At 61.9% G+C, this 247-nt stretch carries 1 protein-coding gene; it reads left to right on the forward strand.

Going from position 1 to position 247, the window contains the following annotated elements:
• Positions 1 to 247, forward strand: a 247-nt coding sequence (locus SB725_RS33125; protein WP_410923690.1) for an alpha/beta fold hydrolase, incomplete at both ends; no start/stop codon positions are given.

Here is a 247-nt window from a genome sequence, read left to right on the forward strand (position 1 = left end):
CCTGCAGATGGGCTACATGGACGTGCCTGCCCAAGGTCAGGCCAACGGCCGCAGCGTGCTGCTGATGCATGGCAAGAACTTCTGCGCCGCCACCTGGGAAACCACCATCAATGCCCTGAGCAAGGCCGGCTACCGGGTCATCGCCCCGGACCAGGTCGGCTTCTGCACCTCCAGCAAACCCGCGTATTACCAGTACAGCTTCCAGCAACTGGCAGACAACACCCATGCCCTGCTCGACAAATTGGGC

The sequence above is a fragment of the Pseudomonas sp. SIMBA_041 genome, from assembly GCF_046535095.1.
Classification (GTDB): Bacteria; Pseudomonadota; Gammaproteobacteria; order Pseudomonadales; family Pseudomonadaceae; genus Aquipseudomonas; species Aquipseudomonas mucoides.